Source organism: Paraburkholderia sp. CNPSo 3281 (assembly GCF_024206515.1).
Taxonomy (GTDB): Bacteria; Pseudomonadota; Gammaproteobacteria; order Burkholderiales; family Burkholderiaceae; genus Paraburkholderia; species Paraburkholderia nodosa.
Map to the genome: position 1 here is coordinate 19,217 of NZ_JAMBPS010000001.1, position 26,733 is coordinate 45,949.

General features: G+C 64.0%; 25 protein-coding genes and 1 other RNA gene. 13 read left to right on the forward strand and 13 right to left on the reverse strand.

The window, feature by feature from the left end; translation table 11 throughout:
• Positions 1-3: 3 nt before the first annotated feature.
• The 6 genes from M3I56_RS00100 to gyrA form a co-directional block, all read right to left on the reverse strand.
• Positions 4-993, reverse strand: a complete 990-nt coding sequence (locus M3I56_RS00100; protein WP_254351964.1) for a prephenate dehydrogenase/arogenate dehydrogenase family protein — start codon at positions 991-993, stop codon at positions 4-6.
• Entirely contained in the window at positions 980-2,101 is a 1,122-nt protein-coding gene (hisC, locus tag M3I56_RS00105; protein WP_254351965.1) for a histidinol-phosphate transaminase, read from the reverse strand. The genes M3I56_RS00100 and hisC overlap by 14 nt, the downstream gene beginning before the upstream one ends.
• 126 nt (positions 2,102-2,227) lie before the next feature.
• Positions 2,228-3,313, reverse strand: a complete 1,086-nt coding sequence (gene pheA / locus M3I56_RS00110; RefSeq protein ID WP_028208181.1) for a prephenate dehydratase — start codon at positions 3,311-3,313, stop codon at positions 2,228-2,230.
• A 63-nt stretch (positions 3,314-3,376) separates the two neighbouring features.
• Positions 3,377-4,459: a 3-phosphoserine/phosphohydroxythreonine transaminase gene (serC, locus tag M3I56_RS00115; RefSeq protein WP_028208182.1), complete on the reverse strand. Its 1,083-nt coding sequence runs from the start codon at positions 4,457-4,459 to the stop codon at positions 3,377-3,379.
• Positions 4,460-4,676: 217 nt separating this feature from the next.
• On the reverse strand, positions 4,677-5,282 hold the full coding sequence (locus tag M3I56_RS00120; RefSeq protein WP_028208183.1) for a DUF2059 domain-containing protein: 606 nt from the start codon (positions 5,280-5,282) through the stop codon (positions 4,677-4,679).
• A 196-nt stretch (positions 5,283-5,478) separates the two neighbouring features.
• Positions 5,479-8,088, reverse strand: a complete 2,610-nt coding sequence (gene gyrA / locus M3I56_RS00125; protein WP_254351966.1) for a DNA gyrase subunit A — start codon at positions 8,086-8,088, stop codon at positions 5,479-5,481.
• 563 nt (positions 8,089-8,651) lie between these two features.
• On the opposite strand from gyrA, the gene ompA reads away from it, so the two are divergent.
• From ompA to M3I56_RS00170, 9 genes are all read left to right on the forward strand, one after another.
• Complete coding sequence (gene ompA / locus M3I56_RS00130; RefSeq protein WP_028208185.1) at positions 8,652-9,296, forward strand: outer membrane protein OmpA; 645 nt, start codon at positions 8,652-8,654, stop codon at positions 9,294-9,296.
• A 214-nt stretch (positions 9,297-9,510) separates the two neighbouring features.
• Positions 9,511-10,209, forward strand: a complete 699-nt coding sequence (ubiG, locus tag M3I56_RS00135; protein WP_254351967.1) for a bifunctional 2-polyprenyl-6-hydroxyphenol methylase/3-demethylubiquinol 3-O-methyltransferase UbiG — start codon at positions 9,511-9,513, stop codon at positions 10,207-10,209.
• An 86-nt stretch (positions 10,210-10,295) separates the two neighbouring features.
• Entirely contained in the window at positions 10,296-11,027 is a 732-nt protein-coding gene (locus M3I56_RS00140; RefSeq protein WP_254351968.1) for an HAD-IA family hydrolase, read from the forward strand.
• 93 nt (positions 11,028-11,120) lie between these two features.
• Positions 11,121-11,490: a transfer-messenger RNA gene (ssrA, locus tag M3I56_RS00145) on the forward strand.
• A 230-nt stretch (positions 11,491-11,720) separates the two neighbouring features.
• Positions 11,721-11,939, forward strand: a complete 219-nt coding sequence (locus M3I56_RS00150; protein WP_254351969.1) for a hypothetical protein — start codon at positions 11,721-11,723, stop codon at positions 11,937-11,939.
• Between the two features lie 484 nt (positions 11,940-12,423).
• Entirely contained in the window at positions 12,424-12,720 is a 297-nt protein-coding gene (locus M3I56_RS00155) for a hypothetical protein (RefSeq protein WP_254351970.1), read from the forward strand.
• 212 nt (positions 12,721-12,932) lie between these two features.
• Entirely contained in the window at positions 12,933-13,787 is an 855-nt protein-coding gene (locus M3I56_RS00160; RefSeq protein ID WP_254351971.1) for a triacylglycerol lipase, read from the forward strand.
• A 59-nt stretch (positions 13,788-13,846) separates the two neighbouring features.
• Positions 13,847-14,509: a hypothetical protein gene (locus tag M3I56_RS00165; protein ID WP_254351972.1), complete on the forward strand. Its 663-nt coding sequence runs from the start codon at positions 13,847-13,849 to the stop codon at positions 14,507-14,509.
• A gap of 14 nt (positions 14,510-14,523) precedes the next feature.
• On the forward strand, positions 14,524-15,588 hold the full coding sequence (locus M3I56_RS00170) for a T6SS immunity protein Tli4 family protein (protein ID WP_254351973.1): 1,065 nt from the start codon (positions 14,524-14,526) through the stop codon (positions 15,586-15,588).
• Positions 15,589-15,605: 17 nt separating this feature from the next.
• Here M3I56_RS00170 and M3I56_RS00175 read toward each other — a convergent pair whose 3' ends face one another.
• From M3I56_RS00175 to M3I56_RS00190, 4 genes are all read right to left on the reverse strand, one after another.
• Positions 15,606-15,881 (reverse strand): hypothetical protein, encoded by a 276-nt coding sequence (locus M3I56_RS00175; RefSeq protein ID WP_254351974.1) that lies wholly within the window; start codon positions 15,879-15,881, stop codon positions 15,606-15,608.
• A gap of 309 nt (positions 15,882-16,190) precedes the next feature.
• The gene (locus tag M3I56_RS00180) at positions 16,191-16,505 is read right to left on the reverse strand and encodes a hypothetical protein (RefSeq protein ID WP_254351975.1); all 315 of its coding nucleotides are present in this window, start codon (positions 16,503-16,505) and stop codon (positions 16,191-16,193) included.
• Between the two features lie 37 nt (positions 16,506-16,542).
• Positions 16,543-16,809: a hypothetical protein gene (locus tag M3I56_RS00185; RefSeq protein WP_254351976.1), complete on the reverse strand. Its 267-nt coding sequence runs from the start codon at positions 16,807-16,809 to the stop codon at positions 16,543-16,545.
• Positions 16,810-16,921: 112 nt separating this feature from the next.
• The gene (locus M3I56_RS00190) at positions 16,922-18,004 is read right to left on the reverse strand and encodes a substrate-binding domain-containing protein (RefSeq protein WP_254351977.1); all 1,083 of its coding nucleotides are present in this window, start codon (positions 18,002-18,004) and stop codon (positions 16,922-16,924) included.
• Between the two features lie 130 nt (positions 18,005-18,134).
• Between M3I56_RS00190 and M3I56_RS00195 the strand changes: the two genes are divergently transcribed.
• Genes M3I56_RS00195 through M3I56_RS00210 form a run of 4 tightly spaced genes read left to right on the forward strand, consistent with a single transcriptional unit; the run spans position 18,135 to position 23,409 of the window.
• Positions 18,135-18,647 carry an NAD(P)H-dependent oxidoreductase subunit E gene (locus M3I56_RS00195; RefSeq protein ID WP_254352332.1) on the forward strand — a complete coding sequence of 171 codons (513 nt, stop codon included), beginning with the start codon at positions 18,135-18,137 and terminating at the stop codon, positions 18,645-18,647.
• Entirely contained in the window at positions 18,644-20,215 is a 1,572-nt protein-coding gene (locus M3I56_RS00200) for an NADH-quinone oxidoreductase subunit NuoF (protein ID WP_254351978.1), read from the forward strand. The genes M3I56_RS00195 and M3I56_RS00200 overlap by 4 nt, the downstream gene beginning before the upstream one ends.
• 13 nt (positions 20,216-20,228) lie before the next feature.
• Positions 20,229-23,165 carry a formate dehydrogenase subunit alpha gene (gene fdhF, locus M3I56_RS00205; RefSeq protein WP_254351979.1) on the forward strand — a complete coding sequence of 979 codons (2,937 nt, stop codon included), beginning with the start codon at positions 20,229-20,231 and terminating at the stop codon, positions 23,163-23,165.
• 4 nt (positions 23,166-23,169) lie between these two features.
• Complete coding sequence (locus tag M3I56_RS00210) at positions 23,170-23,409, forward strand: formate dehydrogenase subunit delta (protein WP_254351980.1); 240 nt, start codon at positions 23,170-23,172, stop codon at positions 23,407-23,409.
• Positions 23,410-23,455: 46 nt separating this feature from the next.
• On the opposite strand, the gene M3I56_RS00215 is transcribed toward M3I56_RS00210, so the two are convergent.
• From M3I56_RS00215 to M3I56_RS00225, 3 genes are all read right to left on the reverse strand, one after another.
• A complete protein-coding gene (locus tag M3I56_RS00215) occupies positions 23,456-25,144 on the reverse strand; it encodes an FAD-dependent monooxygenase (RefSeq protein ID WP_254351981.1) in 1,689 nt (562 codons plus the stop codon).
• 120 nt (positions 25,145-25,264) lie between these two features.
• Entirely contained in the window at positions 25,265-26,335 is a 1,071-nt protein-coding gene (locus M3I56_RS00220; protein WP_254351982.1) for a cation diffusion facilitator family transporter, read from the reverse strand.
• Positions 26,332-26,652 carry a helix-turn-helix transcriptional regulator gene (locus M3I56_RS00225; RefSeq protein ID WP_028208195.1) on the reverse strand — a complete coding sequence of 107 codons (321 nt, stop codon included), beginning with the start codon at positions 26,650-26,652 and terminating at the stop codon, positions 26,332-26,334. The genes M3I56_RS00220 and M3I56_RS00225 overlap by 4 nt, the downstream gene beginning before the upstream one ends.
• Positions 26,653-26,733 lie beyond the last annotated feature (81 nt).

Genomic DNA, 26,733 nt, shown 5'->3' on the forward strand with positions numbered 1-26,733 from the left:
TGCTTATTTGCCTGGTGTCATATCGTTGGCCGCCGCCGCGCCCTTGCCGCCGCGCTCCTGCCACGCCTCGCGCGCCGCGCGCGAACGCGCGAACACGGTTTCGAGCGCTGCGCCGTCGCCGGCGTCGATGGCCGCGCGCAGCCTCGCCAGCACGTCAGTGTAGCCGTCGAGTTCGGCGAGCAACGCGGCGCGGTTCGCGAGGCAGACGTCGCGCCACATTTCGGGGCTCGACGCGGCAATACGCGTGAAGTCGCGGAAGCCGCCCGCTGCGAACGAGAATTTCAGCTGGGCGTCGGGCGACGCGAGAATCTGGTCGACGAGCGCAAACGACAACACATGCGGCAGATGACTCACCGAAGCGAACACGCGATCGTGCTGCGCGGCCGGCATCTCGCCGATCACGGCGCCCGTGGCGCGCCACATCGCGGCAATGCGCTCGACCGATGCCGGCGCGTTTTCCGCGAGCGGGCACAGCACGACGTTGCGGCCCACGTAGAGATCGGGCAACGCAGCGTCGACGCCGCTCGACTCGCGCCCGGCGATGGGATGCCCCGGCACGAACTGAGCGACGCGTGCGCCGAGCGCGGCACGGGCCGCAGCGATCACGTCGCTCTTGGTGCTGCCGGCGTCGGTAACGATGGTTTCTTGCCCCAGGTGCGGTGCGATGCGCTCGAGTAGCGCCTGGGTTTGCGCAACGGGAGCGGCGATCAGCACGATATCGGCGCCGTCCAGCGCGGCGGCGAGCGCCGCTTCGTCGTCGAGCGTCGCGGCGCCGTCGATTACGCCCAGTTCGAGCGCGCGCGATACCGACTGCGCGCTGCGGCCCACGCCGATCACCTGCGCGCCTTTTCCACCATGCGAACCGCGCTCGCGCAACGCGCGCGCCAGCGACCCGCCGATCAGGCCCACGCCGAAAATCACCAGTTTGTTAAACGAAAACGCACTCACAACGTCACCGAATAAAGTAAGGGTTGCGCGCTCACGGCGCGCCAAGCGCTCGCTCGAGGGCCGCGACGAATACCGCGTTCTCCTCGGGCAAGCCGATCGTCACACGCAGCCACTGCGGCAGGCCATAGTTGCCCACCGGACGCACGATCACGGCCTGCTTGAGCAGCGCGAGATTGACGCGCTCGCCGGCGCCGTCGTCCGCTGCGTCCTTCGCCACGCGCACCAGCACGAAATTGCCGTCCGAAGGCACATATTCGAGGCCGAGGCGCTCGAACGCCGCGGTGAGCGTGCGATAGCCTTCGGCGTTGAGCGCCGCGCTGCGCTCGAGGAACGGCGCGTCGCCGAGCGCGGCGATGGCGGCTGCCTGCGCGAGCGTGTTGACGTTGAACGGCTGGCGCAGACGGTTGAGCAGATCGGTCAGTTCCGGCTGCGCAATCGCAAAGCCAATGCGCAGGCCGGCGAGTCCGTAGGCCTTCGAGAACGTGCGGGAAACGAGCAGGTTCGGATAGCGGCGCACCCACGCGATCGAGTCATAGCGCTTCCCGGCCGCGAGGTATTCCGTGTATGCCTCGTCGAGCACGACCGCGACATGCGCGGGCACCTTCGCGATGAACGCCTCGAGCTGCGCGCCGTCGACGAACGTGCCGGTCGGGTTGTTCGGGTTCGCCACGAACACGAGACGCGTGTCTTCGTCGATCGCCGCCAGCATCGCGTCGAGATCGTGGCCGTAGCGCACGGCCGGCGTCACGATATGGCGCGCGCCGAGGCCCTGGGTCGCGAGTGCGTAGACGGCGAACGAGTACTGCGAATAGACGATCGACTGCCCGCGCTCGACGAACGCATGCGCGGCCATTTCGAGAATGTCGTTGCTGCCGTTGCCGAGCGTGATCCACTCGGGCGGCACGTCGTAGCGCGCGGCCAGCGCGGCCTTCAACTCGAACGCGTTCGAATCGGGATAGCGGCCCAGTTCGCTCGCGGCCTGCACGATCGCGCGTTGCGCCGATTCGGGCATACCGAGCGGATTCTCATTCGACGCGAGCTTCACGATGCGCGCTTCGTCGAGCCCGAACTCGCGGGCGACTTCGGAAATCGGTTTGCCGGCGATGTAAGGCGCGATTGCGCGCACATACGAGGGGCCGAATTGCGTGGTCATGCGTCTCTCCAGGGCTCAAGGCGCCGGGCGTACAACGGTCTCTACCGGGCGGATCGGGAAAGGCGCGCCGCCCGGCATCCTCATGCGGCGGGCGGTTGGCGGCGGGCCGCCCGCGCCTTCCGCGCGTCAGCGTGCGCGCGGATACGAGCCGAGGATCTTCAGATACGCGGCTTTCTTGCTGAGTTCGTCGAGCGCGGCGGCCACGGCGGGTTCGTCGCGGTGACCTTCGAAGTCGATGTAGAAGTAGTACTCCCACGTGCTGCCAACGCGCGCCGGCCGTGACTCGAAACGCGTCATCGACACGCTGTGGCGCGCGAGCGGCTCGAGCAGCTTGTATACCGCGCCCGGCTCGTTCTTCACCGACACGATCATCGAGGTCTGGTCGCGACCCGTCGCGCCCGCCGGCTGCTTGCCGATCATGACGAAGCGCGTGCGGTTGTGCGGGTCGTCCTGGATCAGCGCGTTCGCGATCAGGAGCCCGTAGTGCGTAGCGGCGCGATCGCCCGCAATCGCAGCGACCGTCGGGTCGGCGGCGGCAAGACGAGCGGCCTCCGCATTGCTCGACACGGGCAGACGCTCGAGCTGCGGCGCGTTCGCCGTCAACCAGTGCTGGCACTGTGCAAGCGCCTGCGGATGGGCGCATACGCGCTTCACGCCACTCAGGTTGCCGCTTTGCGTCATCAGATTGTGCTGAATCGGCAACGCGATTTCGCCGCCAATCACGAGCTGCGTTTCGAGGAACAGGTCGAGGGTGCGAGAAACGGCGCCCTCGGTCGAGTTCTCGACCGGCACGACGCCGAACTCGGCGGCGCCCGCCTCGACCGATCGGAACACCTCGTCGATCGACGGGCACGGCAGGCCTTCGATCGACTGACCGAAGTACTGGTACATCGCCTGTTCGCTATAGGTGCCGACCGGGCCGAGGAACGCAGCCGAAATCGTCTTTTCGAGCGAGCGGCTCGCGGCCATGATCTCGCGCCAGATCGCGCTGATGTGATCGTTGCCGAGCGGGCCGTCGCTCATGTTCTGCAGGCGCTCTATCACCTGAAGCTCGCGCTCCGGGCGAAACACCGGCGCGTTGAAATGCTTCTTGACCTCGCCTACTTCGAGCGCGACCGAGGCGCGCTGGTTCAGGAGCGCGATGAGCTGCGCGTCGATCGCATCGATGCGTTCGCGCAGCGGCTTGAGTTGGGAGTTGAGTTCGTCGTCCATGCGTGAAACCGGCAATCTGAAAGGATGCGCGCGGCGCCGCTTCGCCAGGTGAGCGAGGAGCGCTTACGCGTGCTTCGCCTCGAATTCCTTCATGTACTCGACCAGCGCCTTCACTGCGTCGAGCGGCACCGCGTTGTAAATCGATGCCCGCATGCCGCCGACGGACTTGTGGCCCTTCAGCTGCAACAGCCCGCGCTCTTTGGCGCCGGCGAGGAAATCTGCGTTACGTGTTTCGTCGGCGAGGAAGAACGGCACGTTCATCCGCGAGCGCGCGCGGCGCTCCACCTTGTTGATATAGAAGCTGCTCGCGTCGATCGTGTCGTAGAGCAGCTGCGCTTTTTCCACATTGCGCGTCTCGATGACTTCGAGACCGCCCTGGCGCTTCAACCACTTGAACACGAGCCCGGCGATATAGATCGCGTAGGTGGGCGGCGTGTTGAACATCGAGTTGTTCGCGGCCACAGTCTTCCATTCGAACGCCGATGGACAGATCGGCATCGAGCGGTCGAGCAGGTCCTCGCGCACGATCACCACTGTCACGCCCGCCATGCCGATGTTCTTCTGCGCGCCGCCGTAGAGCACGCCGTACTTGGCGATGTCCATCGGGCGCGACAGGATGTGCGACGAGGCGTCGGCCACGAGCGGAATGTCGCCGAGGTCGGGAATCTCGAAGGTCTCGACGCCGTCGATCGTCTCGTTCGTGCACAGGTGCACATAAGCGGGGTCGTCGGAGAGCTGCCACTCGCTCTTCGGCGGCGAATGCGTGAAGCCGGCCTCGGTTCGGCCCGTAGCGGCGATATGCGCTGCGCCGTACTTGAGCGCTTCCTTTTGCGACTTCTGCGACCACGAGCCGGTGACGACAAAGTCGGCGCGCGGCTTCGAGCCAAACAGGTTCAGCGGTACGATCGCGTTTTCGCCGATGCCGCCGCCCTGCAGAAACAGAATCTGGTGACTGGCGGGCACCTGCATCAGTTCGCGCAGATCGAGCAGCGCCTCGGCGTGGATCTGCATGAACTCCGGGCCGCGATGGCTCATTTCCATCACGCCCATGCCGCTGCCGTGCCAGTCGAGCATTTCGTCAGCGGCCTGACGCAGGACCTCTTCTGGCAATGCTGCCGGTCCGGCCGAGAAGTTGTAGACGCGCATCGTAAAAAGGATCCCCGAGGCAGGCGCTGTGGCAAAAACCGCCGGAAACACGCCAGAAAAAGAAAATGGCCGCTTGCGCTTATCGCGCAAACGACCATTATCGCATTGTCGCCGGGAACCCGCCACGCACGGCGCGGCGGTGGGCTCCCGGTCTATGCGGCCGATCCCGCCCCACCAGGGTACATCATGGTTGCGGTGCCGAGGGCTGACGCCGGAGTTACTTGCCGACCTTGACCGAAGCGACTTCCTTGTCGGCCTGGTCGCGCGTTGCCTTGATCGACTGCGGCATGTACTTCTGCATCAGGCTGTTCACGACGTCGCGGCCAACCTGGTCTTGCACCTGAATGAACTTGCGGCCGGTCGGGCTGCGGTAGAACGTGGTCAGGTCCTTGATTTCCTGCGTGCTGTAGTACTTGGCATACGCGTCGTACTGAGCTTGCATGGCGTCCGTCTTGAACGAGTCGGTCGCGAAGACCTGGCCTGCCGAGTCAACCAGCTTCGGCACGGCATTCTTTTGCAGCGACGGAACGGCAGCTTGCTTCTGCTTGTCCGTCATCGTCTTGTTTTCCGAGAGCGCGTCCGACAGGATGGCCGGGACGAGCTGCTTGGCTTGCATCTGGGCGCTGTTGCCGATTGCGCCGACGAGCTTCTGTGCGTCGATCGCGTCGAGCAGGTCCTTGATCGCGGCTTGCTTGGCCGGATCGACGGGTGCTGCAGCCGCTGCCGGTGCCTGGGCGGGCGCCTGGTTCTGGAGCGCCTGCGCCATGGCAAACGTCGGCACGAGAGCGGCCAGCAACATCACCTGCTTGAATCGTTTTTGCATCATTACTCCCTTTGAGAAATTAATCGATTTGCGCTGCCGTGCGGACTGCGGGGCGCCGCGTCGCGTTATGCGCCCGCTCACCGGTTCGCCCGGCAAACCATTCATTTCGCTGACACTAACAAGGTTCGCTGAAACCCACCTTAAAGCCCGCGTAAGCGCATCGATTGAACACGCTTCTACGGGCCCGGATGACGCATCATTCTTCGACTTCGCCCGGTTCGCCCTCACCTTCGGCGTCCACTTCTGCGTCCGCTTCGGCGACCTGCTGCAGCCCGGAGAGCTTCGTACCTTCGTCAAGGCTGATGAGTGTAACACCTTGCGTTGCACGGCCCATTTCGCGAATTTCCGACACGCGGGTGCGAATCAAAACGCCCGTGGTGGTGATCAACATGATCTGCGCTTCGGAGTCGACGAGTGTGGCCGCAACCACCTTGCCGTTGCGCTCCGAAGTCTGGATTGCGATCATGCCCTTCGTGCCGCGGCCGTGGCGCGTGTACTCCGTGATCGGGGTGCGCTTGCCATAGCCGTTTTCGGTCGCCGTGAGCACCGACTGCTGCTCGTCGCCCGCCACGAGCAACGCGATGACCTGCTGATTGTCATCGAGCTGCATGCCGCGCACGCCGCGCGCTTCGCGGCCCATCGGGCGCACGTCGTTCTCGTCGAAGCGCACCGCCTTGCCGGAGTCGGAGAACAGCATCACGTCGTGTTCGCCGTCGGTGATCGCAGCGCCGATCAGGTAGTCGCCGTCGTCGAGACCGACCGCAATAATACCCTTGCGCAGCGGGCGGCTAAAGGCTTCGAGCGGCGTCTTCTTCACCGTGCCCAGCGCCGTGGCCATGAAAACAAACTTGTCGGCCGAGAATTCCTTGATCGGCAGCACGACGGTGATCTTCTCGCCGTCCTGCAGCGGGAACATGTTGACAATCGGACGGCCGCGCGAGTTGCGCGAACCCTGCGGCACTTCATAGACCTTCACCCAGTACACGCGGCCGCGATTCGAGAAGCACAGGATGTGATCGTGCGTGTTGGCGATGAAGAGCGTATCGATCCAGTCGTCGTCCTTCATCGAAGTCGCCTGCTTGCCGCGACCTCCGCGCTTCTGGGCGCGATATTCCGACAACGGCTGCGATTTCACGTAACCGGCATGCGACATGGTCACGACCATGTCCTGCGGCGTGATCAGGTCTTCGGTGTTCAGCTCCGTGGCGTTCATCTCGATCTTCGAGCGGCGGGCGTCGCCGAATTCGCTCTTGATCGAGGTGAGTTCGTCGGAGATCATCGTTGTTACGCGCTCGGGGCGCGCAAGGATGTCGAGCAGGTCGGCGATCTGCGCCATCACTTCGCGGTACTCGCCGATGATCTTGTCCTGCTCCAGGCCGGTCAGGCGCTGGAGGCGCATTTGCAGGATTTCCTGCGCCTGCGTGTCGGACAGACGGTAAAGGCCGTCGGACTGCATACCATATTGCGGGTTCAGCCCTTCCGGACGGTAGGCTTCGCGCCCGCCCGCCGCCGCATTGTCCTGCTCTGCGCGCGCAAGCATCTCGCGCACGAGCGACGAATCCCACGAGCGGTTCATCAACTCCTGCTTCGCGATGGGCGGCGTGGGCGCGGCCTTGATGAGCCCGATGAAATCGTCGATGTTCGCGAGCGCAACGGCGAGACCTTCGAGCACGTGGCCGCGTTCGCGCGCCTTACGCAGTTCGTACACCGTGCGACGCGTGAGCACTTCGCGGCGATGCGAGAGGAAATGCTCGAGCATTTCCTTCAGGTTCAGCAGCTTCGGCTGGTTGTCCACCAGCGCGACCATGTTCATGCCGAACGTGTCCTGCAGTTGCGTTGCCTTGTACAGATTGTTGAGGATGACCTCGGGCACTTCGCCACGCTTGAGCTCGATCACGACACGCATGCCGCTCTTGTCGGATTCGTCGCGAATATCGGAGATGCCTTCGAGCTTCTTCTCGTTGACGAGCTCGGCAATGCGTTCGAGCAACGAACGCTTGTTCACCTGATACGGCAGCTCGTCGACGATGATCGCCATGCGCTGACCGCGATCGATTTCCTCGAAGTGCGTGGCCGCGCGCATCACGACGCGGCCGCGGCCGGTGCGATAGCCGTCGCGCACGCCGGCGACGCCATAAATAATGCCGGCGGTCGGGAAATCGGGCGCGGGAATGATCTCGATCAGTTCGTCGATCGTCGCCTGCGGGCTCTTCAGCAGATGCTGGCAAGCGTCGACCACTTCGTTGAGATTGTGCGGCGGAATGTTCGTGGCCATGCCGACCGCGATACCCGACGAACCGTTGATGAGCAGGTTGGGAATGCGCGCGGGCAGGATCTGCGGCTCGCTCTCGCTGCCATCGTAGTTCGGCCCGAAGTCGACCGTTTCCTTGTCGATGTCGGCCAGCAGTTCGTGGCCGATCTTCGCCATGCGGATTTCGGTGTATCGCATGGCGGCGGCGTTGTCGCCGTCGATGGAGCCGAAGTTACCCTGGCCGTCGACCAGCATGTAGCGCAGGGAGAAGTTCTGCGCCATCCGCACGATCGTGTCGTAGACAGCCGTGTCGCCGTGGGGGTGGTACTTACCGATGACGTCGCCGACGATACGCGCCGACTTCTTGTAAGCGCGGTTCCAGTCGTTATTCAGCTCGTGCATTGCGTAGAGCACGCGCCGGTGGACAGGTTTCAGGCCGTCACGAACATCCGGAAGTGCTCGCCCGACGATCACGCTCATCGCGTAATCGAGATACGAGCGGCGCATTTCCTCCTCGAGGGAGATTGGCAGAGTCTCTTTGGCGAATTGATCCATTATCGATGTCTTATTTGGGCACGCGGTGTGCTAACGCCTCGCCCCAATTGGAAGAGCGGAGGTCGCCGCAGTCACCGCGGGACGCCCAGCTGTCGCATGGACGCCGCGGACGCAGCGCATCACGCGATTCTACCATGCACGACACCCTCGCCCGCCGCCTGCGTATACCTATTAGAGGAGTGAAGTCGAAGCGCTCAAAAGCGCCTTGAGCGTGGCGCAAACGCCGCAGTGCGAACCGGAATCAAATGCATCGCCACCGATTTGGATGACAATGTGTGACACTCCCGCTACCCAGGCGCAATACCAGGTTAAATTAAGGGAACTTTTTTGTTGCGGGCGTACCACGTTCGACTAGCCGCAGTGAAAGGGACGGATTTTTTTTATCGTCGGAGGGGAACGATATGGCAAAATGCCAACGCACAAAGTTAGACACTGCTCGAAGTCTACACAACGCAAAGCGTTCCCCACAACTTGCCAATGTTATACTTCGAGCAATGTATGACTTGTCTTCGTCATATGGCTCGCAGTAAACCTGCGGTAATCTCAAATTCGAGAGGAGAAATATGAATAAACTTTCAAAGCTCGCGTTCATTGCAGCTACCGCAGTTGTGGCTGCATCCGCTCAGGCACAATCGGTGCCGGCGTCGCGACAAGCCGTCAATGACAACTGGGTGAATGGTACCGGCGAATACGTGTGGATGAACGGCACGAACGAGCTTTGCTGGCGCGATGCATTCTGGACGCCGGCCACCGCCAACGCCAAGTGCGATGGCGCCCTGGTCGCCCAGGCACCGCAGCCGCCGGTCGCTCCGCCGCCGCCGGCCATCACCAGCCAGAAGATCACGTACCAGGCTGATGCCCTGTTCGACTTCGACAAGGCCATCCTGAAGCCGGCTGGCAAGGAAAAGCTGGACGACCTGGCAAGCAAGATCCAGGCTCTGAACCTCGAAGTCGTCGTCGCGACGGGCTACACCGACCGTATCGGCTCGGCTGCCTACAACGACCGTCTGTCGCTGCGCCGTGCGCAAGCCGTCAAGTCGTACCTGGTCAGCAAGGGCGTTCCGGCAGAGCGTATCTACACGGAAGGCAAGGGCAAGCGCAACCCGGTTACGACGGGCTGCAACCAGAAGAACCGCAAGGCTCTCATCGCCTGCCTCGCACCGGACCGTCGCGTGGAAGTCGAAGTCGTCGGCACGCAAAAGCAGTAATCGCGAGCTCTCGACCGCAAGTCTCAAAAGCCCCGCTTTGGCGGGGCTTTTTTTATCCCGCGCTTTATCCTTCTTTCATTTCGCCTGTCTCCGCGCGGCTTCATCGTTCTGGAAAGCTTGACGGCACGGCGCAGCATTTTGCTGCTCTGTGCACCCGCCTATATACTCGGGGTCTATTCTTTCCGACCCGCACCGCGCTTCAGGCTGCCACGACATGACGAACGCCGATCCCCACGAGCTGCAGAAATTCAGCGATCTCGCTCATCGCTGGTGGGACCCGAACGCCGAATTCAAGCCGCTGCACGAACTCAACCCCATTCGCCTGAGCTGGATAGACAGCCATGCGCATCTGCCGTCCAAGCGTGTGCTCGACATCGGCTGCGGCGGCGGCATTCTCTCCGAATCGATGGCGGGGCTTGGCGCAACCGTGAAAGGCATCGACCTGTCGCGCGAGGCGCTCGGCGTGGCCGACCTGCATAGCCTCGAGAGCGGCGTGACGGTGGACTACGAGCTGATCGCGGCCGAAGCGATCGCCGAGCGCGAACCGGCGTCGTTCGACGTCGTGACCTGCATGGAAATGCTCGAACACGTGCCGCAGCCCGCCGAAGTCGTGAAGGCCTGCGCAACGCTCGTGAAGCCAGGCGGCTGGGTGTTCTTTTCGACGCTCAATCGCAACGTGAAGTCGTATCTTCTCGCCGTGATCGGCGCGGAATACATCGCGCAGATGCTGCCCAAGGGCACGCATGACTACGCGCGCTTCATCCGCCCCTCGGAGCTTGCAGCGTTCGTACGCGACGCCGGCATGCACGTCGCCGAGATCAAGGGCATCACGTATAACCCGCTCACGCGGCGCTTCGCGCTTTCGAACGATTCCAGCGTCAATTACATGATCGCTTGCCGGCGCGGCGCCTGACGGCGTTTGCGCGAGCGGCGCCGCTGGATCACCCTGTTCCGGCGGCATTTCCTGCACATCGGCGCGCCGCGCCATCGCTTCCAGACATGAACTCACCCACGAACGCCCAATCTGCCGCGGACAGCGCCGCAGCGCTTGCCGCCTGTGACGCCGTGCTGTTCGACTTCGACGGCACGCTCGCCGACACGGCCCCCGACCTCGCCGCCGCCGTCAATCAGATGCGCCACGCGCGCGGCCTCGCGCCCGCGTCGCTCGAGAAGCTGCGTCCGCTCGCTTCGGCGGGCGCGCGCGGCCTGATTGGCGGCGCGTTCGGGATTGGCCCCGACGATCGCGAATTCGCCGCCATGCGTGAGGAGTTTCTCGCCAACTACGCCGCGAATCTGCGCATCGAGACGGCGCTCTTCGCGGGCATCGACGCAGTGCTCGACGACCTCGACGCCCGCGGCGTGCGCTGGGGCATCGTGACCAACAAGGTCGCCCGTCTCACCGAGCCGCTCGTGAAACTGATGCACCTGGACACGCGCGCGAACTGCGTGGTCAGCGGCGACACGACGCCTTACTCCAAGCCGCATCCGGCGCCATTGCTGCACGCGGCCGAGGCGCTCGGCATTGCGCCGCAGCGCGTGGTCTACGTTGGCGACGATCTGCGCGACGTGCAGGCCGGCGCCGCGGCGGGCATGGCGACGATTGCCGCCGCATACGGCTACTGTGGCAATGACGTACCGCCCTCGCACTGGAACGCGCAATATGTCGCCGACACCACGGCGACGCTGTTCACCCTGCTTCAGCACATCGGCAAGCCGTCTGAGGCGATGTAAAAGCGGCTTTTGATCGCGAACAGCCGCGCGCGCCCTTGAACCGGGCGCGGTTCGCCTCATATGGCGAAATATGGGATAATTGTTCCTTCCTCTGGGGCCGACCTGGTTTCGACAGGGGTTATGAAGTAATCAGGGCATGCCGAGGACCCGTCACCTCGTTAATCAATGGGAAAAACGTAACTGCAAACGACGATACGTTCGCACTGGCAGCCTAACGGCCGCCGTCCTCTGCCTGGCTCACTGACGGGCTAGCGTCGCAAGACCGGTAGCAATACCGCCAGAGGTCATTTACGTCAGTTAAGCCTTGGTGGCGTCACGACGCCAAGGTCGAAAATTTAGTGAATCGCCGTAGCGCAGCGTGTTCGTCCGCGTCGCTGCGGTTAAATCAAATGACAGAACTACGCATGTAGAACTGCTTATGGACTGCTTCTGGACGCGGGTTCGATTCCCGCCGGCTCCACCAGAATTTGACGATAAAACCCCGTAAGATCAAGACTTACGGGGTTTTTGCTTTTCTGGCCGATCATGCAGCCCATCATGTGGCGGGGGCTAGGCGACTCTTTTTTATGTCGTGGTCAGAAAAAGTCACTTTGGGACACCCTTGGTACGCGCTGGTAGGTTTAGACGGTTTTGGCGGGTGCCAGGGTAGCCCCATTCTGAAAAACCCTTCGAACGAACTATTAACGCACGATCATGGGACGACGCTGGACGCCAGAACAGCGGGCGAAACAGGCCAAAGCAATACGGCGCTGGCGGCGGTGGGAAAGCTCGACGGGGCCGCGCACCGAAGCCGGTAATGCGGTATCCGCCAGCAACGCGATCACGCACGGCACGACGAGCGCGCGCTGGCGGGTCGATCTGCGCAAACTGAACGCGCTGCTGCGTGCGTGCAAAAACCGGTTGGAGCGATAGCGACGGGGTAACGCAGCAGCGCGCGGGTCCGCAGAATGTTCAGTTTTGTTCAGGTCAGGCGCGCCCTTTATTACCCTGGCGGCCTGAATCTTCCGGCCAGAAAAAGACGGCACACCCCCGCCCTGTGCGCGGGTCCTTCCAGGCCGGATTGCAATGCGGGTTGCGCAGAGGCGGGATGTCGCACCAGCTACGCGGTGCAAAACTTGTCTAGGGACAACAGCATGAGCGAACGAATCAGCGCATCGGAATTCGCACGTCGCGCAGATTGCGATGTGAAACAGGTTCGCCGTGCGCTCGCACGCGGGACGCTTGAGCGCGGCGCGGATGGCCTGATTGACGCGGCGATGACCGGGGCGGCGTGGCGCAAGGCGAATCGGCGAACGCTCGCGAAAGGGCGCTGGCGGCTCGTACGGACGGGGCGAGCGGACACGGCAACGCGACCGCAGAGAACCCGGCAGGAAGCGCTATCGACCCGGTGCCTAGCATGTTGCCGCTGACGGAAGCGCTACGCCTGAAAGAGCACTATGCGGCGATGTTGCGCAAGCTCGAATACGAGCAAAGCGAAGGCAGCCTGATCGAACTTGCGCAGGCCGAGGCCGTGGTGTTTGACGTGTTCCGTGCTGCGCGCGATACATGGCTCGCGTGGCCATCGAAGGTCGCACCGTTCATTGCCGCCGAACTGGGCGTAGAGGTAGACGCGGTGGCGATGCTGCTCAGTGAGTACGTGTCCCGCCAGCTCCAGGAGCTTGCCGAGCCGCAGCCGGATTTCACCGAAAGTTGAATCGGGCCGCCAGCATTGAGCTCCATCAACAGGTGCCGCACTTTCGAACTTCGTCTGATTGAGTCCATGCCGTCCGTGCGCTAGAAGTCCCAGGCGGGATGAAATATCGCCCCGCATCGCGGCCTCCCAACCTATGCAGTCCTGATGCGTCAGGCTGCGCATGCTGGGAAAACCCGCCTGGGTGCGCCGCTCGCAAATGGGAGAAATCTGCATTGGCTACACAAGAACGCATTATCCAGCCGAAGATCGCCGACGACGGATCGGTTCACTATTCGTCGGTCATGTCCGCGCCTGACGACAGCACGGCAGTCTGCTACATGGTACCGAATCGGGTCATTCCAGTGGTCTTTGTGCCGGGTGTCATGGGCACCAATCTGGAAACCAACGGGATGCAACCGAAGCCTGTCTGGCTGCTCGACAGCCTGTCTACCGTCAAGCCTTGGATGACGAAAGGTCCAGACCTGCGTAAGCGCATTCTGGATCCGGACGGAACCCAGGTCCACGGTCGCGGCAAGATCGCCCCCGGTACGGCGCAGACCGACGATGAACTGCGCCGTCGAGGCTGGGGCGAAGTCGCGTACGTGAGCTACGGTGAGTGGCTCATATGGCTTGAAAACGCGCTAAATGATGCCCATGCCGCAACGGATTTCGGGCGCAACGGCTTGCGCGAAAGCCTTTGCCATATCGTCACGCCTGGCTTGGAAAAGCTGGAGCGCGATGAGGTGGCGCTCTCGTACAAATATCAGTTTCCGGTGCATGCGGTTGGCTACAACTGGCTGCAATCGAACGCCGTATCGGCAGAGCGGCTGAAAACGCGAATCGATGAAATCACAGCCTGGTATCGAGAGAAATGCGGCTGGCGATGCGACAAGGTGATTCTCGTCACCCATTCGATGGGGGGACTGGTAGCCCGCTATTACTCGGAAGTCATGGGGACGCAGGACAAGGTGCTCGGGATCGTGCATGGCGTGATGCCCGCCACGGGCGCAGCGGCCACGTATAAGCGGATGAAGGCGGGCACCGAGGCATGGCAGGGCTGGCACTGGGCCCAACCTCTGCGGCCATGACTGCGGTAGTCGGCAGTGCGCCCGGCCCGCTGCAACTACTGCCGAGCCGGGACTACGGCATGGGCTGGTTGCAGATTCGGGACGGTGACCGGTTCGTTGCCTTGCCGCAACCGGACAAGGACGGCAACATCGATCCATACAGCCAGATCTATACGGTACGCGGCACCTGGTGGGGGCTGTGCGATGAACTGCTGCTCGATCCACTCGATCCCGCCAAGAAAACCGTCGATCAGGATTGGAAAACCTTTGCGGACCTTGTACTAGGCGATGTCCAGCCATTCCACGAGGACATCAGCGGCAAGTATCACGGCAACACCTATGCCTTTTACGGCGACGATGACAAGCACAGGGCATACGGCAATGTCACGTGGACGCAGCAAACCCCACCGCTGCTGCGCGGTGGCACGCCTCCAATTACCGACCTGCTGCGAGCGCGTGGCAGTGATGACCTCTCATCCGGCGGGCAGACGGTCAAGACGACGCTCGGCGGGAAATCCACATATTCCACGTTTGTCCTTCGGGACGCGGACGAGCATGGCGACGGGACGGTGCCTGTACGCTCGGGACGCGCGCCCGGCCACAAGGTGCGTGCCTGTGTCGCCTTTGCGGGTATCGACCACGAGGGAGGCTTCAAACTGGATGCGACCCGACGCTTCACGCTTCACGCCATTACCCGCATCGCGCAGAGCGTCAGAGGTACGGCACTGGACTACAAGGCATGAGGACAACGCGCGCAATGCTCGCTGCTGCCTGCCTGATATTTACCGTTGCCGCATGCGATCACAAGCCGGCACCGTTGAGCCAACAGGAAAAGCAAATCGTGACTGAATTGACGGCGGATATGAAAACGCGGTGCGTTGGCCGCTACCTGGTTGATATGCCGGGCGACCCCTGGGAATGGGGCCGCGCGAAGATACAGGGCGTCAGCATCGAGGCGAAGGCGATGACGGAAGACGCCTGGCGGCAGGAGGTCGCGCAACGCGAGGAGGCATTGAAATCCACGACGAGCCGCGATGCGTATCCGTTCCTGTATGCCGCTGGTAAGGCACGGGGAGATAACACCTACTACTTTGTCCATCGCGGCACCATCTACGAAGCTCCGAACAGACGATATATCGAGGGCTACAAGTGGGATCGCGGTTATCGCTTCCTGCTTAAGGTCAAAACCTACGACTACACCCGCCCGGACCGGACCAATGATCCCATCGTCAAGCAGTTCGGTGTGAAGAATGAGGTACCCGAGAAAACAGCCGTGGTGTTCAGCCTGATGGACAAACTGCGAGGCCGCGCACCGGACGAAGTTCCAACGGAGCCGGGCGTCTGCTTTGCTGGCGGATTTCTGCGATCGCCTGCAGGGAGCAATGAAGACGTGCACGCGCAGTTCGGCTGGGACAACATGCAAGACGTGAGTTTCGACATGTCTACCACGCCAGATATTTGTGATAGCACGACCCTGCTGCAACGAGCCGACGGCGCTGAAATGCACGCGGAACTAAAAGCGGCAGACGGTCATCTGGTTCGCAAGGGACCGGTCGCGCTCACTGGCATGAGGGCCGAGGAATGGCTGGCTGAAGGTCGGATGGACGGAGGCGGGCGCGGCAACCTGTTCTCGCTCTTCGTCAACGAGACCACAAGTGGACCTTCCACGCCGTATCTGTCGCTAGACCTGACCACTGGCGGGCAGATCGAAATTCAAGGGAAGCTTGTAAAGCTCGAGAAGAGGTCGCTCACCACTGGCGAAGCCGTTGCGTTATGGGACGCCGTATCGCGAACCTTGCGTATGAGGCCCGGCGCGCTATGACGCACCTGCGAATTACATCAGGACGAAAGAACATGCCCCGCCCATGCTTCCATCATCGGGCAGCGATGTTCCAAAAGGTCGGTGCGGTGGTAGGCCGCCTCAACCTTGTTCGAGACCGTATGCACGAGCGCCCGCTCGGCCAGGTCGCGTGCGTAGCCGCTTTCGCTGGCGCAATCCCTGAACGAGCTTCTAAATCCGTGCGCAGTCGCCACGCGCCCCGGCGTATGACTTTTCGCTTTCACGCGGCGCAGTAGCGCCGTCAAGGTCATACCGGACAGCACCTTGCCGCGCACCGATGGAAACACCAGCGTCTTGTGACACTCAAGTTATTTCAGCGTCTTAACAGGTTGCTGAAATACCGTTTTGCAGGGTGCTTAGAAGCAGTTTTCAGGGGGTGACCTACCCCTTACCGGAGTCGCGCGAGCGGCACGCAGGACTTCCTATGAGGTCGGGAATTTTTTGTGAAGCCCTCCCGGAAGGTATTTCAGCAACCTGTTAAGCATCGCACCGACCGGCACCGCCAGCGGGACGCGATGCGGTTCCCCCGCTTTCATCCGCTCGCTGGGGATCGTCCAGATTCCGGCGTCGAGGTCGAACTCGTCCTAGGTCGCGCCGCGCACTTCGCCGCTACGTAACGCAGTGAAAATCAGGAACAGCAGCGCCGACCGCGTGCTATCGCCAGGCTCGATATCACGCAACGGCGCCTTCGCGAAGGCCGGAATATCGCGCCACGGCATCGCCGGTTGATGCCGGCTCCACCAGATATTTCCGGTCGTCCACGACGAGCGGACTCGAGCCCCGGCGCCGCAAGGCTGTCGGGGCTTTTTACTTGCCACAGTCCTGACGCCGGCCGCGCCGCCAAAGCGCACACAAAAAAACTCGCGACAGCCCATTCGGGCCTCGCGAGTTTTTTTCATGCCACCGGCGGCGCAACTTTCGCGCGCCTCTAGATCATCAATTGTCCTGCGGGCACTGCAGATTACAGCCGTTCTGATCACCCAGATCGCCACGCTTGCGTGCGGCAGTCGGCTTGCCATGCTGATACTTCGCCGACGGCGCCGACGCGGCGAACTGCATTTGCGGATGCTCGTTGAACTTGAACTGATCGCTCAGAATGCCGCCAGGGACGCCCGGGGAGTTCTGCGCAAAGGCAATGTTGAACGTAGCAAATAACGCTGCCGCCGTTGCGGCGGCTGCACCAACTTTGAGAACAAATTTCATGGTCGATCGGCGCGACGAGCGCGCATCTGAAACGTGAGAGCGAATACGAACTGAAAGTATCACAAAAAGCGCCTGAGTCTGCAGCGTAGCCCGGCGAATACGTTGCCTTCTATTACAACGCCCGCGGGCCGCCCCATGCGGCTTCGAGTTCCACCACGTCGCCGCACGCCGCCGGATCGTATCCCTCCAGTTGCGCAACGGACGCACGGAACCCGGCGCCGCGCAGCAAACCCAGCACGGTCGCCAGCGGTTCGTGCGAGAGATGGCCGCGATCACACGCGAAATAGTAGTCTTCATCCGCGATTTCGATAAAGTCGAGCCCGAAATGGTGCGCGGCCGGCTCCACGCCGAAGCCCACGTCGGCCATTCCGCTCGCCACGAATGCGGCGATCGCCGAATGCGTGAGCTCCGACGACGCGTAACCGTTCACGCGCTCGGGATCGACGCCAATGCGTGTGAGCAGCAGATCGATCAGCAGGCGCGTGCCCGAGCCCGGCTGCCGGTTCACGAAGCGGATATCGCCGCGCGCGAGGTCGGCGAGACCTGTGACCTGCTTCGGGTTGCCGCGACCGACAAAGAGTCCCTGCTTGCGCTGCGTGAGATGGATGAGCACGTGCCGCTGTGGATCGAGCCAGCTGCGGTAGGCGTTGGCACAGGCGGCCCGAAAATCGCCACGCGGCAGGTGAAAGCCTGCCAGATCGCATTCACCGCGCGCGAGCGCCGTGATCGCGTCCACGCTGTCGCGGTACTTGATCTCCACGGGCACCTGGTCGGCGACGAGCGCCGTCACGAGCGCCGCCACCGCGTAGCCGTGCGAAGCATGGATGCGCAGATCCTGCGCATCGGGCGCGAGCCAGCGGTTCAGGTCGCTCGCCACTTCACTGGCCAGCGCCTCGAGGTTGCCCTGCAGCCGCTCCCCGCATAGACGCTGCGAGCGCAGAACCGCCTCGCCCAATTCGGAGAGCACCGACCCGCGGCCACGCGCTTTCGCGATCAGCGCGCCCCCCAGGCGCTCCTCCACTTCGCGCAAAACCCCCCACGCATGGCGATAGGACAAACCCTTACGCTGCGCGGCCTGCGCAATGCTTCCTTCCTCGGCGACGAGCGCAAGCAACGGCACAACGTCCGTCAGGCTTGCCTCGCGGCCTTCCGCGTCGCGCACGACTAGCTGCGAATGGCACTCGACCTTGATCATTATGAAATATTCCTTCCTATTGCGTCCGCCTTTCCACGGGCCTATTGTTCGGTCAGACAACAAGACAACCGCAGCATAGATGCACAGTTTATGAATAACAAGTGCATATATGCCCAGGAGATGCCCCATGATGGAAGAGACAACTGTTAGCGCGCCGGGCGATCTCGTCCTGCGTCACGCGCAGCCAGGCCGCACGCTGCTTGCGATCCTGCATGCGATCCAGGACGAAGTCGGTTTCGTGCCGCCAGCCACAGTCGTGCCGCTCTCGAAGGCGCTGAATCTTTCGCGCGCCGAGGTCCACGGCGTGATCACCTACTATCACCATTTCCGCACTGCCCCGCCCGCGCCGGTCACGGTCCAGCTGTGCCGCGCCGAGGCCTGCCGCAGCATGGGCAGCGAGGCGCTCGCGCAGCACGTCGAGGCCCATACCGGCTGCCGGTTCGGACAGCACGGCCACGACGCCGAACACGCGCACGCGCATGAAGGTCCAGTCGCGCTGGAGTCCGTCTATTGCCTCGGCCAATGTGCGCTCTCGCCCGCCATGATGATTAACGGCACGTTGCACGCAAAAGTGACCCCGCAGAAGTTCGACAAGCTCTACGCTGCCGCGCTCGCGACCGTCCGCACCGAGGAGGCCGCATGACATGCATCTACGTTCCCCGTGACTCCTCGGCCCTCGCGCTCGGCGCGGATGCCATCGCCGAGGCCATCGAACGCGAAGCCGCCGCGCGCGGCGCGAGCATCGAGATCGTGCGCAACGGCTCGCGCGGCCTGCTCTATCTTGAACCGCTCGTCGAAGTTCAAACGCCCGATGGCCGTGTCGGCTATGCGAACGTCGAACCCGATGAAGTGGGCGCACTCTTCGACGCCGGCTTCTTGCAAGGCGGCCAGCACGCACGCAGCGTCGGCCTCGTCGAGCAGATTCCGTATCTGAGCAAGCAGCAGCGCCTCACGTTCGCACGCATCGGCATTACCGACCCGCTTTCCACCGACGACTACGCCGCCCACGGCGGCCTCGAAGGATTGCGCAATGCGCTGAAGATGACGGGCGCCGATATCTGCGAAGCACTGGTCGAGTCGGGCCTGCGTGGCCGCGGCGGCGCGGCGTTCCCGGCCGGCATCAAGTGGCGCACGGTCGCGAATGCGCAAGCCGACCAGAAGTACATCGTCTGCAATGCCGACGAAGGCGACTCGGGCACGTTCTCCGACCGCCTCGTCATGGAAAGCGATCCGTACGTGCTGATCGAGGGCATGACGATCGCGGGCATCGCGGTGGGCGCGACCGTTGGCCATATCTACGTGCGCAGCGAGTATCCGCATTCGATCGCGGCGCTCGAGGAAGCCATCCAGCGCGCGCGCGCGGCGGGCTGGCTCGGCGACGACGTGCTCGGCAGCGACAAGCGCTTCGAGCTGTTCGTGGCCAAGGGCGCGGGCGCTTACGTGTGCGGCGAGGAAACGGCGCTGCTCGAATCGCTCGAAGGCAAGCGCGGCATCGTGCGCGCCAAGCCGCCGCTGCCGGCGCTCGCCGGTCTCTACGGCAAGCCCACGGTCATCAACAACGTCATCACGCTCGCCACGGTGCCCATCATCTTTGCCAAGGGCGCGGCGTTCTACAAGGACTTCGGCATGGGCCGCTCGCGCGGCACGCTGCCGTTCCAGCTCGCGGGCAATATCGCGCGCGGCGGGCTCGTGGAGCTTGCGTTCGGCGTGACGTTGCGCGAACTGATGGTCGACTACGGCGGCGGGACCGCGAGCGGCCGTCCGGCTCGCGCCGTGCAGGTGGGCGGCCCGCTCGGCACCTATTTGCCGGAAAGCCAGTGGGACATTCCCATGGACTACGAAGCGTATGCGGCGGTTGGCGCGGTCGTGGGTCACGGCGGCCTCGTCGTGCACGACGACACGTCGAATCTCGCCGAACTCGCCCAGTACGCCATGGAGTTCTGCACGCTCGAATCGTGCGGCAAGTGCACGCCATGCCGCATCGGCTCGACGCGCGGCGTCGAGGTGATCGCGAAGATCCGCAAGGGCGACACGTCCGAAAAGCAGGTCACGCTGCTGCGCGACCTGTGCGACACGATGGTGTCCGGCTCGCTGTGCGCGATGGGCGGCATGACGCCCTACCCCGTGATCTCCGCACTCAACCATTTCCCGGAAGATTTCGGTCTCGAACCCGTCGCCCAACACGCAGGCCAACAACCGGCGGCCGCCTGAACGAGGAACCACCATGTCCGACACGCTCATGTCCCAAGCCGGTGGTTGCGGTTCCGGCAATTGCGCCTGCAAGTCCCAGGCAAAGAAGCAACGCTCGCCCTTCGACGAAACCGATTTCGGCACGCCGCTGGTCCACGCCGACGTGGACGTCACGCTCGAAATCGACGGCCAGTCCGTGACGGTGCCGGCCGGTACTTCGGTGATGCGCGCCTCCATCGAGGCCGGCATCAACGTGCCCAAACTCTGCGCCACCGACTCGCTCGAACCGTTCGGTTCGTGCCGTCTGTGTCTCGTGGAAATCGAAGGCCGCCGCGGCTATCCCGCTTCGTGCACGACGCCCGTCGAAGCGGGCATGAAGGTGCGCACGCAAAGCAATCAATTGCAGAAGCTGCGCCGCAACGTGATGGAGCTGTACATCTCCGATCACCCGCTCGACTGCCTCACCTGCCCCGCCAATGGCGACTGCGAGCTGCAGGACATGGCCGGTGTGACGGGCCTGCGGGAAGTGCGCTACGGCTTTGACGGCGCGAATCACCTCAAGGACAAAAAGGACGAATCGAATCCGTATTTCACGTACGACCCGTCGAAGTGCATCGTCTGCAATCGTTGCGTGCGCGCGTGTGAAGAAACGCAAGGCACGTTCGCGCTGACCATCGCCGGTCGCGGTTTCGAATCGCGCGTGGCTGCGGGTGCGAACGAATCGTTCATGGAGTCGGAATGCGTGTCGTGCGGCGCTTGCGTGGCCGCGTGCCCGACCGCCACGCTGCAGGAAAAGACCGTCGTGATGCTGGGCCAGGCCGAGCACTCGGTCGTGACGACCTGCGCCTATTGCGGCGTGGGCTGCTCGTTCAAGGCCGAGATGAAGGGCAACGAAGTCGTGCGCATGGTGCCGCACAAGAACGGCCAGGCGAACGAAGGCCATGCCTGCGTGAAGGGCCGCTTCGCGTGGGGCTACGCGACGCACAAGGACCGCATCAAGAAGCCGATGATCCGCGCGAAGATCACCGATCCGTGGCGCGAAGTGAGCTGGGACGAAGCGATCAACTACGCCGCGAGCGAGTTCCGCCGCATTCAGGCGAAGCACGGACGCGATTCGATCGGCGGCATCACGTCATCGCGCTGCACGAACGAGGAAACCTACCTCGTGCAGAAGCTCGTGCGCGCCGCGTTCGGCAACAACAACGTCGATACCTGCGCACGCGTGTGCCACTCGCCCACCGGCTACGGTCTCAAGACGACGCTCGGCGAATCGGCGGGCACGCAGACCTTCGCTTCCGTCGATCACTCGGACGTGATCATGGTGGTCGGCGCGAACCCCACCGACGGCCACCCCGTCTTCGGCTCGCGTCTGAAGCGCCGCGTGCGTCAGGGCGCGAAGCTGATCGTCGTCGATCCGCGCCGCATCGACATCGTCGACACCGCGCACGTGAAGGCCGAGCATCACCTGCAGCTGCGCCCGGGCACCAACGTCGCGATGATCAACTCGATCGCGCACGTGATCGTCACCGAAGGGCTCGTGAATGAAGCGTTCGTGGCCGAGCGCTGCGAAACGCGCGCGTTCGAGCAATGGCGCGATTTCGTCTCGCTGCCGGAAAACTCGCCCGAAACGATGGCCGAAGTGACCGGCGTGCCCGCCGAGCAGGTGCGCGCCGCCGCGCGCCTCTACGCGCAGCAAGGCAATTCGGCGATCTACTACGGCCTCGGCGTCACGGAACACGCGCAAGGCTCGACGATGGTGATGGCCATCGCCAACCTCGCGATGGCCACGGGCAACATCGGCCGCGAAGGCGTGGGCGTGAATCCGCTGCGCGGCCAGAACAACGTGCAGGGCTCGTGCGACATGGGTTCGTTCCCGCACGAGCTGCCGGGCTATCGCCACGTGGGCGATTCGATCGTGCGCGGCGAGTTCGAGGCGGCCTGGAACGTCGCGCTGCAAAGCGAGCCGGGCCTGCGCATTCCGAACATGTTCGAAGCGGCACTCGACGGCACCTTCATGGGCCTCTACTGCCAGGGCGAGGACATCGTTCAGTCCGACCCGAACACGCAGCACGTGGCGGCGGCGCTTTCGTCGATGGAGTGCATCGTCGTGCAGGACATCTTCCTGAACGAAACGGCGAAGTACGCGCACGTGCTGCTGCCGGGCTCGTCGTTCCTCGAAAAGGACGGCACGTTCACCAACGCCGAGCGCCGCATCTCGCGCGTGCGCAAGGTCATGCCGCCGATCGCCGGCTACTCGGACTGGGAAGTGACGATCCTGCTCTCGCGTGCGCTCGGCTACGAGATGGACTACACGCATCCGTCGCAGATCATGGACGAGATCGCGCGCCTCACGCCCACGTTCCACGGCGTCTCGTACAAGAAGATCGACGAGATGGGCAGCATCCAGTGGCCGTGCAACGAAGAAGCGCCCGAAGGCACCCCGATCATGCACATCGACGAATTCGTGCGCGGCAAGGGCAAGTTCGTCATCACGAAGTTCATCGCCTCGCCGGAGAAGGTCACGCGCCGCTTCCCGCTCCTGCTCACGACGGGCCGTATCCTTTCGCAGTACAACGTGGGCGCGCAGACCCGCCGCACCGAGAACTCGCGCTGGCACGAGGAGGACCGCCTCGATATCCATCCGGTGGACGCCGAAGACCGCGGCATCCGCGACGGCGACTGGGTGGGCATCGAATCGCGCGCGGGCCATACGGTGCTGCGCGCGAAAGTCAGCACGCGCATGCAGCCGGGCGTGGTCTATACGACGTTCCACTTCCCCGAGTCGGGCGCGAACGTCATCACCACGGATGCCTCGGACTGGGCCACGAACTGCCCCGAGTACAAGGTGACGGCCGTGCAGGTCAGCCACGTGCAGCAGCCCTCGGAGTGGCAGCGCGAATACTCTCGCTTCAATACGACCCAGCTCGAGCTGCTGAGCCAGCGCGAACCGCTTGCCACCTCAGGGAAATAAGGCGATGAAAGCTGATCACTTGATCGAAATGGCGAACCAGATAGGCATGTTCTTCGACTCGCTGCCCGATCGCGAGGAAGCGCTCACGGGCATCGCGGAGCACATCCGCAAGTTCTGGGAGCCGCGCATGCGCCGCACACTGCTCGCGGCGCTCGATGGCGAAGGCGAGCAGGCGGGCTTCACGGAGATCGTGCGCGCCTCGCTCACGAAGTATCGCGAGGCGCTGGTGCCCGCGGCGGCTTGAGCCGGGCCAGCCGGCCCATCACATGAGGCGCACGGCGCCGCGCGGTTCAGACCGGCGGCGGCTGTCCAAAGCCCGCAGCTGCGTACCACGTCTCGCAGTGGCGCAGCAGCGCATTGAGGTCCGACGCGGGACGCCCCCGCGCGCCGATATAGCCGTCGGGCCGCACCAGATAATACGCGGGCCGCGTGCGCCCGTACGATTCGCTTAGCGAGGCCGCGCCCTCGCCCGCCAGCGGCGTCTCGCCGTTGGCGAGGTCGGCGATCCACCAGATCCGCAGCGCCTGCGGAAACAGCCGCTCGACGGCTTCGGCAAATCGCTTGAGCGCGGCGCTCACTTCCGCGCCGTTTTTCACCGCTGCAGCGTCGGCGTCACCCTCCACCAGCAGGAACAGCGAAAAACACGCCGGGTCGTGCAGATCGAAGATGCGCCCCTTGCCTGGCGCCTTGCCTAGCGGACCGTCCACCACGCGCACGAAGGCGTCCGGGGCGCGCTCGCCCGCGCGGGGGCCGCCGTCCAGCACGCGCTCGAGCGTGAGCGGGCTGCGGCGATACTGGATCGACAGCTCGCTCACCGCCTGGCGCGCTGCGTCGCGCAGCGGCCCGAGCGCGACGAGCGCCGGCATCACGCGCTCGCGCAGCAGCTTGAGCGGGCCGTGATCGGCTTCCACCAGTTGCGTCATGAAGCTCGTCTGCTGCAGCACGAGCCGCTCGATCGGATAACGCTCCGCGTGATAGGTGTCGAGCAGGCGCTCGGGCGCGCCGCGCGCGTGCACGCGGGCGAGCTTCCAGCCCAGATTGAAGGCTTCCTGAATGCCCGTGTTCAAGCCCTGCGCGCCCGCGGGGCTGTGCACGTGCGCGGCGTCGCCGGCAAAGAAGGTGCGCTCGACGCGCAGCTGCCGCACCATGCGGCTGTTCACGCTGAAGTACGACGCCCAGCTCATGTCCGAGACGGACACCGGATGGTGCACGCGCTGCAGGATGATGTCGCGGCATTCCTCCAGCGTGGGCACGGGGATCGTGCCTTCGGGCGCGGCGGGCAGCATGGCCTTGTGATCGGCGATCAGGCGGTAACGGCCGTGGCCGAACGGAAAGAGTGCGGCGAGACCGTCGCCCGAGGCGAAGATGTGGAACTCGTCGTCGGACCAGGGCGTGCTCGCGCTCAGGTCGGCGAGCAGGAACGATTGCGTCATCGTCTCGCCGTCAAACTTCATGTCGAGGCGATGGCGCACGGTGCTATGCGCGCCGTCGGCGGCGATCACGTAAGCGCAGCGCAGCGACTCGACGCGCCCGTCGGGGCGGCGCACTTCCGCGCTCGCGCCGGCCGAGCCCTGGGTGTACTCCAGCAGTTCGCAGCCGCGCTCGATCTCCACGCCGAGCGTCGCGAGATGCCCGCCGAGGATGCGTTCGGTAACCGTCTGTTCAATGAAGAGCAGATAGGGATAGCGCGTGAAGAGCGGATCGAAGTCGAGCCGCGCGCGGCGCTGGCCGTTCGAATAGAGGTTCGCAATATGCGCGCGGTGGCCGAGTTCGAGAAACGGCTCGACGATCCGATGCTGCTCGAACAGTTCGAGCGTGCGCGCCTGAATGCCGATCGCCCGCGAGTGGCGTCCGGGCTGCGGCGCGCGATCGATCAGCCGCACGGGGATATGCGCACGCGCAAGACTCATCGCGGCGGCAAGCCCGGTGGGGCCCGCGCCCACGATGAGCACGGGCGCGAGAGAAGAAGCCACGGCCATGCAGACCTCCATGCGCTCGACACGCTACGTAGTGTATCGCCCGCGCCGGGACCGGTCGCGCGGCAGCGCATCAAATGCGCTCTGAATGGCGCGAGAAGGTGCTGCGCGAATGGCCGCGCTTCAGTGCGCGTGCGGATGCCCGTGCGCTTGCGTGTGCCTGTGCGCGCCGTCCGGCATCTCCAGCGCGCAGCGATGCTCGCTCGTGCCGAGATCCACCTGCAACGTCACGTGCCGCATGCCGAAACGGACCTGGAGCGATTCGACCATATGATCGAGCGCGGCGTCGCCGGGGTGCCCCGCCGGCATCACGAGGTGCGCGCTCAGCGCGCAGCCCGTGGTCGAAAGCGCCCAGACGTGAAGGTCATGCACATCGACTACGCCCTCCTGCTGCGCGAGGAAGCCGCGCACGCGCACGATGTCGACGTTCTCGGGCACGGCCGCAAGGGCAAGCCGCACCGACTCGCGCAACAGCCCCCAGGTGCCGTACACGATCACGAGCACGACCGCGATCGACATGAGCGGATCGATCCAGCTCCAGCCGGTCGCAAGAATCAGCAGACCGCTCACGGCCACGGCGGCGGAAACGCCGGCGTCGGCGGCCATGTGCAGGAAGGCGCCGCGAATGTTCAGGTCGTCCTTTTGCCCGCGCATGAAAAGCCACGCCGAAAAACCGTTGACCACCATACCGATGGTCGCCACGACGAACACGTCGAAGCCCGCGACCGGCGCCGGATAAAACAGGCGGCCAAGCGCTTGCGCGAGGATCGCGCCGCACGCGAGCAGGAGCAGCGCGGCGTTGGCGAGCGAGGCGAGAATCGACGAGTTGCCGAACCCGAACGTGAAGCGCGCCGACGGACGGCGCGTTGCGAGCCACGCGGCGCCCCAGGCGAGCAGCAGGCCGAGCACGTCGGAGAGATTGTGGCCGGCGTCGGCGAGCAGCGCGGTGGAATGCGCGAGCACGCCATACACCGTCTGCACGACGACGATGAAGACGTTCAGCGCGACGGCGATGGCGAACGCGCGGCCGTGCCCCGCGACCGGCGCGTGATGATGGTGATGGTGGCCGTGCGCGTGACCATGCCCGTGCGGCGCGTGGGCGTCGTGGGCATGGCCGTGGGCGTGATCGTGATCGCCCTCGTGCTTCCTGGCGCCTGCGGCGTCTTGTGCGTGTTCGTGATCCGCTGCGCTCATGCGCCCTCCTGCCATTGCGCCGAGGGCTCGGCCACGTGTTCCAGCATGCCGGCGATCATCGCGCTGATATGCGCGTCCGCAGCCGCGTAGAACACCTGCTTGCCCTCGCGTTCGGCGCGCACGACGCGCGCGGCGCGCAAAAGCCGTAGATGGTGACTCACCAGCGACGGCGACAAACCGAGCGTGTCGGCAATCGCCCCCACGGCGATCCGGTCCTGAACACAGGCGAGCACGATACGCAGGCGCGTGGCGTCGCCGAGCAGACGGAAGAGGTCGGCGAGCGGAACGACGCGCTCGTCATCGGAAACTGGGGTCATGAATACACACAATACATATGAACAGGTGTTCAAATGTTAGTTCAGCAACGGATGCCAGTCAACTTTCGATCAACATTCGGC